The organism is Shewanella sp. 11B5 (assembly GCF_002836795.1).
GTDB classification, from domain to species: Bacteria; Pseudomonadota; Gammaproteobacteria; order Enterobacterales; family Shewanellaceae; genus Shewanella; species Shewanella frigidimarina.
This window is the reverse complement of record NZ_PJAP01000448.1, coordinates 1-4754: the sequence shown is the minus strand read 5'-3', so window position 1 is coordinate 4754 and position 4754 is coordinate 1. Positions and strand designations below refer to the sequence as shown.

6 protein-coding genes are annotated in these 4754 nt (G+C 41.6%); 5 read left to right on the top strand and 1 reads right to left on the bottom strand.

What is annotated here, in order from left to right:
- A partial coding sequence (locus CXF78_RS10440) for an EAL domain-containing protein (protein ID WP_145991417.1) occupies positions 1–205 on the top strand: 205 nt, incomplete at its 5' end.
- A 163-nt stretch (positions 206–368) separates the two neighbouring features.
- On the opposite strand, the gene pyrC is transcribed toward CXF78_RS10440, so the two are convergent.
- Entirely contained in the window at positions 369–1406 is a 1038-nt protein-coding gene (pyrC, locus tag CXF78_RS10435; protein ID WP_102036734.1) for a dihydroorotase, read from the bottom strand.
- A gap of 317 nt (positions 1407–1723) precedes the next feature.
- On the opposite strand from pyrC, the gene CXF78_RS10430 reads away from it, so the two are divergent.
- From CXF78_RS10430 to CXF78_RS10415, 4 genes are all read left to right on the top strand, one after another.
- Entirely contained in the window at positions 1724–2629 is a 906-nt protein-coding gene (locus tag CXF78_RS10430; RefSeq protein WP_257984885.1) for a WD40 repeat domain-containing protein, read from the top strand.
- A gap of 351 nt (positions 2630–2980) precedes the next feature.
- Positions 2981–3262, top strand: a complete 282-nt coding sequence (locus CXF78_RS10425) for a DUF134 domain-containing protein (protein WP_102036733.1) — start codon at positions 2981–2983, stop codon at positions 3260–3262.
- A 45-nt stretch (positions 3263–3307) separates the two neighbouring features.
- Positions 3308–3748, top strand: coding sequence for a transcriptional repressor (locus CXF78_RS10420; RefSeq protein WP_102036732.1), 441 nt, complete (start codon positions 3308–3310; stop codon positions 3746–3748).
- 43 nt (positions 3749–3791) lie between these two features.
- Positions 3792–4754 (top strand): NAD(P)/FAD-dependent oxidoreductase (locus tag CXF78_RS10415; RefSeq protein ID WP_180957107.1); only part of this gene is annotated, 963 nt, incomplete at its 3' end.

Here is a 4754-nt window from a genome sequence, read left to right as displayed (position 1 = left end):
CGCTATGGGGCATGGGCTTAATTTAACGGTCGTGGCAGAAGGCGTTGAAACAGAAGAGCAGTATCATCTGCTTAATGCATTGAAATGTGATTACGGCCAAGGTTACTTATTTAGTAAACCATTACCCCAAGCGGCATTTGAAGCGCTTTTACTGAAACAAGCAAAAAATGAAAAAACCAATAAGAGATCCTCAATAAGACGCTGATAAAAAATGCCTATCAGCAAGCTGACAGGCATTAATAAATCTATTGGTCATTAAGCGATTTCAACTTAACAATACTCGAGAAAAATTAGCTTATAGAGTGAATAACTTAGTTAATTACATAGCTAATTACATAGTTAAACATATAGTTAGCTTAGTGATTGAATTAAGCCGTTTTCACTTTCCAATTCACTTTTTGTCCTGCAAAAAATGGCACGATAGGATTGCCGTTTGGCAGAATAATCTCTTCTGGTACCGTCCATTCTTGTTTCACTAGCGTCACAGTGCCGCTGTTGCGTGGTAAGCCATAAAAGTCTGCGCCATGTAAGCTGGCAAAACCTTCTAACTTATCCAATGCCCCTAAGTTATCAAAAACTTGCGCATAGAGTTCTAATGCACTCCAGGCACTGTAACAACCTGCACAGCCACAGGCTGACTCTTTGCGGTGTTTTTCATGCGGGGCAGAATCAGTACCTAAAAAGAATTTACTTGAACCCGTCGCCACAGCAGCTTGCAATGCATGCTGGTGAATATTGCGTTTTAATACGGGTAAGCAAAAGTTATGTGGACGAACACCACCGACGAGTAAATCATTACGATTTAACAATAAATGCTGTGGGGTAATGGTTGCAGCAACATTAGCTGAAGCCTCTGCGACAAACTCAGCCGCTTCTTTAGTGGTGATATGTTCAAACACCACTTTAAGGCTAGGAATGGCTTCGACAATGCGCGATAAATAGCGATCGATAAACATTTTTTCGCGATCAAAAATATCAATATGTGATTCTGTCACTTCGCCATGCACTAATAGCAACATGCCTTGTTGTGCCATAACCTCAAATATAGGAAACAACTCATCCAAAGCTTTAACTGCTGCATCTGAATTTGTGGTCGCACCTGCTGGGTATAACTTTCCTGCCACTACCCCTGCCGCTTTGGCATCGATAATATCTTGAGCGCTGGTGTTATTAGTTAAAAATAGCGTCATTAACGGCTGAAAAGTACTTCCGGATGGGCGCGCCGCCAAGATACGATCTCGATAAGCTAAAGCCATTGTAGCGGTCGTTACTGGTGGGACTAAATTAGGCATCACAATCGCGCGTTGAAACAATCGAGCCGTTGCAGGAACCGTTTCACCTAGCATATCCCCATCTCGAAAATGAAGATGCCAATCATCGGGAGTGGTTAAGGTAATTTGCGTCATGTGGGTTCCTTGGCTTAAATAACAGATTGTTAACCGTTATTGTGCCTGAATTCGCTTTTTCTTAATAGATGCATAATTTGAACGCAGACTTTGCTATATCAAAAAATCATGCCGTTTTTAAAAAAAATCGTGCTATTCATGTAGCTACAAACCATTAAAACCAGCGGTAACGCTCTATGTTATTATGTTGAAAGCATCTTTTTTATAGGGGAATTAAATTGTTAGCTAATGCCGGCTCTAGATTACTAATCAATGTGCACTTTATTACCGTAATCACGATAATGATGGCTGTCTCTGGCTGCAATCAAGCTGAGGTGATGAAAACCCCCGATAATATTCAACCACTTGTTCAAGAAACACTAATTGATGGCGTACTGTCTAACGATGCCAGTATGGCTGTCACATTAGGCAGAAGCCGTACATTATCAATTTGGGATGTAGCAACAAGCCAACTAATACATCAATGGTCTGACGATGACTTTGATGAAACCAATTATCTGCTGGCGTTATCAGGTAACAAACAATTCCTTGCGACTGCTGGCAAACAAAAAATATCCGTTTTTAACCTTGAGACAGGCAAATTAGACATACGTTGGCCCGCCCAGGGATTTAATCCCGACGCCAGTATTTCGAGCCTTTTTCTGAGCCAAACAGGCAGCACTATTTTGGTGGGAATGAATGATGGTTCAATTACAGTGATACAACGAAGTAGCATGACAATGTCATTGTTTAAACAACACAGCGCCGCCGTTAATCATGTTGAGCTATCGGGCTTTGAACAGCAGGTATTATCGACTGGACTTGATGGTGATGTACATATTTGGGCTGCTTATAGCGGTGAGTTGATCAGCAGTTTCTCGCGTCCTCAACAAATCACCAGCGTGAGTTTTGATGACGCTAATCGGCGCTTATTTATTGCCGATGCACTCGACAACAATGTCATTATCGATACCCAAACAACGCAGCCAGTAAGTCATCTAGATTACCTTGAACGCTATCGCTATTTTCGGCAGGCGTTATTCGTCAATCACGGCAAAAACTTAATTACCGCAACATCAAAACAAAGTGTTATCTATTGGGATACCTCATCTGGAAAAGAGCTTTCTCATTGGGATATCACCGCCTATAACGCTGGTACCACGGTATTTTCAATGGTAATGAAACCTAATGGTAAGCTATTGACCTTAAGCTCAGATGGCGCACTTGAGACGTGGAGCTTATAAGTTTATCTCCATCAGAGATAATAAAAAATCATAACAGCGTTATTTGATTTGCATTGTTCGTGTGATTAACTGGTAATTGGCGCCTCATAGATGCTTGCGCTGCTGGGTGTATCACGGATTATAAAATAATCTCTCGGATAGTAACCGTATGAATCAATAGCATCATTAAACAGTCACTAACAATCCCAAAACCAGCTTGATTTAGCACAGTGATAAAATCAGTATCGTAGAATTGTCAGTTTTATGGGCTAGATCAAAGATCTGTTTGTATCTCAAACTCAATAAAGAATAGAGCTTGCATGTGCGAACTACATTCAGTATATATGGCATATGCTAAAAATGAGGTGTTACATGGCAAGACCTAAAATCCCCCGAACCATATGCGGCCAAGCTGCCAACATCTGTTTTAAGCCCAATGGTATCCCAATGACCCAGTTAGAGCAGGTACCACTTGCAGAGGATGAAATTGAGGCTTTACGCTTAGTTGATTTGCTGGGTATGCAGCAGCAAGAAGCGGCTAAATCAATGAATATCTCTCGTCAAACGTTGGCTAATTTGGTTAAAGGAGCTAGGCATAAGGTGGTTGATAGTCTTATTAATGGCAAAGCGTTGATGACAAATAATATCAGCTGAAGATTAAACACAGTTAACACGTGTCGACGTGTTTAGGTCAATCTAATGCAAGCAGTATTGAAAGACTCTGGCCTCAAAATAACAGCTCAAGGCTGTAAGCTACTTGAGTTTTTAACTAAAGTTGATGAGCAGCATTTAACAATAGAAAATATTTATCTGGGGTTAAATGCTCAGGGAGAGACCATTGGTCTTCATACTGTACACCGAATTATGGCGAATTTTGAACAAGCAGGCCTCGTTGTAGGTCGATTATTTGAATCTAAAAATACTGTTTATGAGCTCAGTAATAAACCACGGCATGATCATTTAATTTGTTTAACCTGTGGCAAGTTAATAGATTTTATCGACCCCTTGATTGAGCTTCGGTTAGGATTAGCGGCAGAACATCACGGCATGAGTATTCACCACCACAGCCTCAATATGTACGGTCACTGCTTTGCTTGCCAAAAAGCACTTAATAGCAAATCAGGAAAACAAAAAGTCTGATTGATAGTCGCTAGGTTAATCGTTAATTTTATTGGAGAATAGCATGACCAAAATAGTCATTATTGGTGGTGTTGCTGGCGGAGCATCGGCGGCAGCAAGAGCAAGACGTGTATCTGAAACCGCTGAAATAATCATCCTTGAAAGGGGCGAATTTGTTTCATTTGCCAACTGTGGTTTGCCTTACCATATTAGTGGTGAAATTGAATCCCGAGACGCACTATTACTGCAAACACCCGAAAGCTTTAAGTCACGTTTTAATGTCGATGTACGGGTACATAATGAAGTCGTCTCGATTGACAGGCAAGCCAAGCAATTAACCGTACGTAACCTTATGACCAATGAAATGTATCAAGAGTCATATGAAAAGCTATTACTCAGCCCCGGTGCATCACCAATCAAACCACCCATTAGCGGCATCAATAACCATTTCGTCCATAGCCTACGTAATATTCCTGATATGGATAAAATCCTGTCGAATCTTCTACTGCATAAACCTAAACATGCCACTGTAGTAGGCGGTGGGTTTATTGGTTTAGAAATGGTAGAAGCGTTGCGCCACCTTGGATTAGACGTCACCTTACTCGAACTAGCAGACCAAGTGATGGGACCTGTTGATCTGGAAATGGCCAACATGCTGCATCAAAAGCTCGTCGATAATGGCGTTGATTTACGCTTAAAAACCGGCTTAACCGCTGTTGATGAATACCCGATACAACTGGCTGAAGCCGATAATACCGGTGATTATGATAAGCCAATATTACCTCACTACCATCTGCAACTAGCATTGAGTGATAACAACACCTTAGCAACCGATTTAGTCATCCTCGCCATTGGTGTTAAACCTGAGACCAGCTTGGCGTCTGAGTGCGGTTTAGTATTAGGCCCACTCGGTGGTATTCGGGTTGACGAAGGCATGCGTACCTCCGATGCAGATATTTATGCTGTGGGCGATGCCATCGAAACTGCAGATTTTGTCACCGGTAATCCGACACTCATCCCCCTTGCT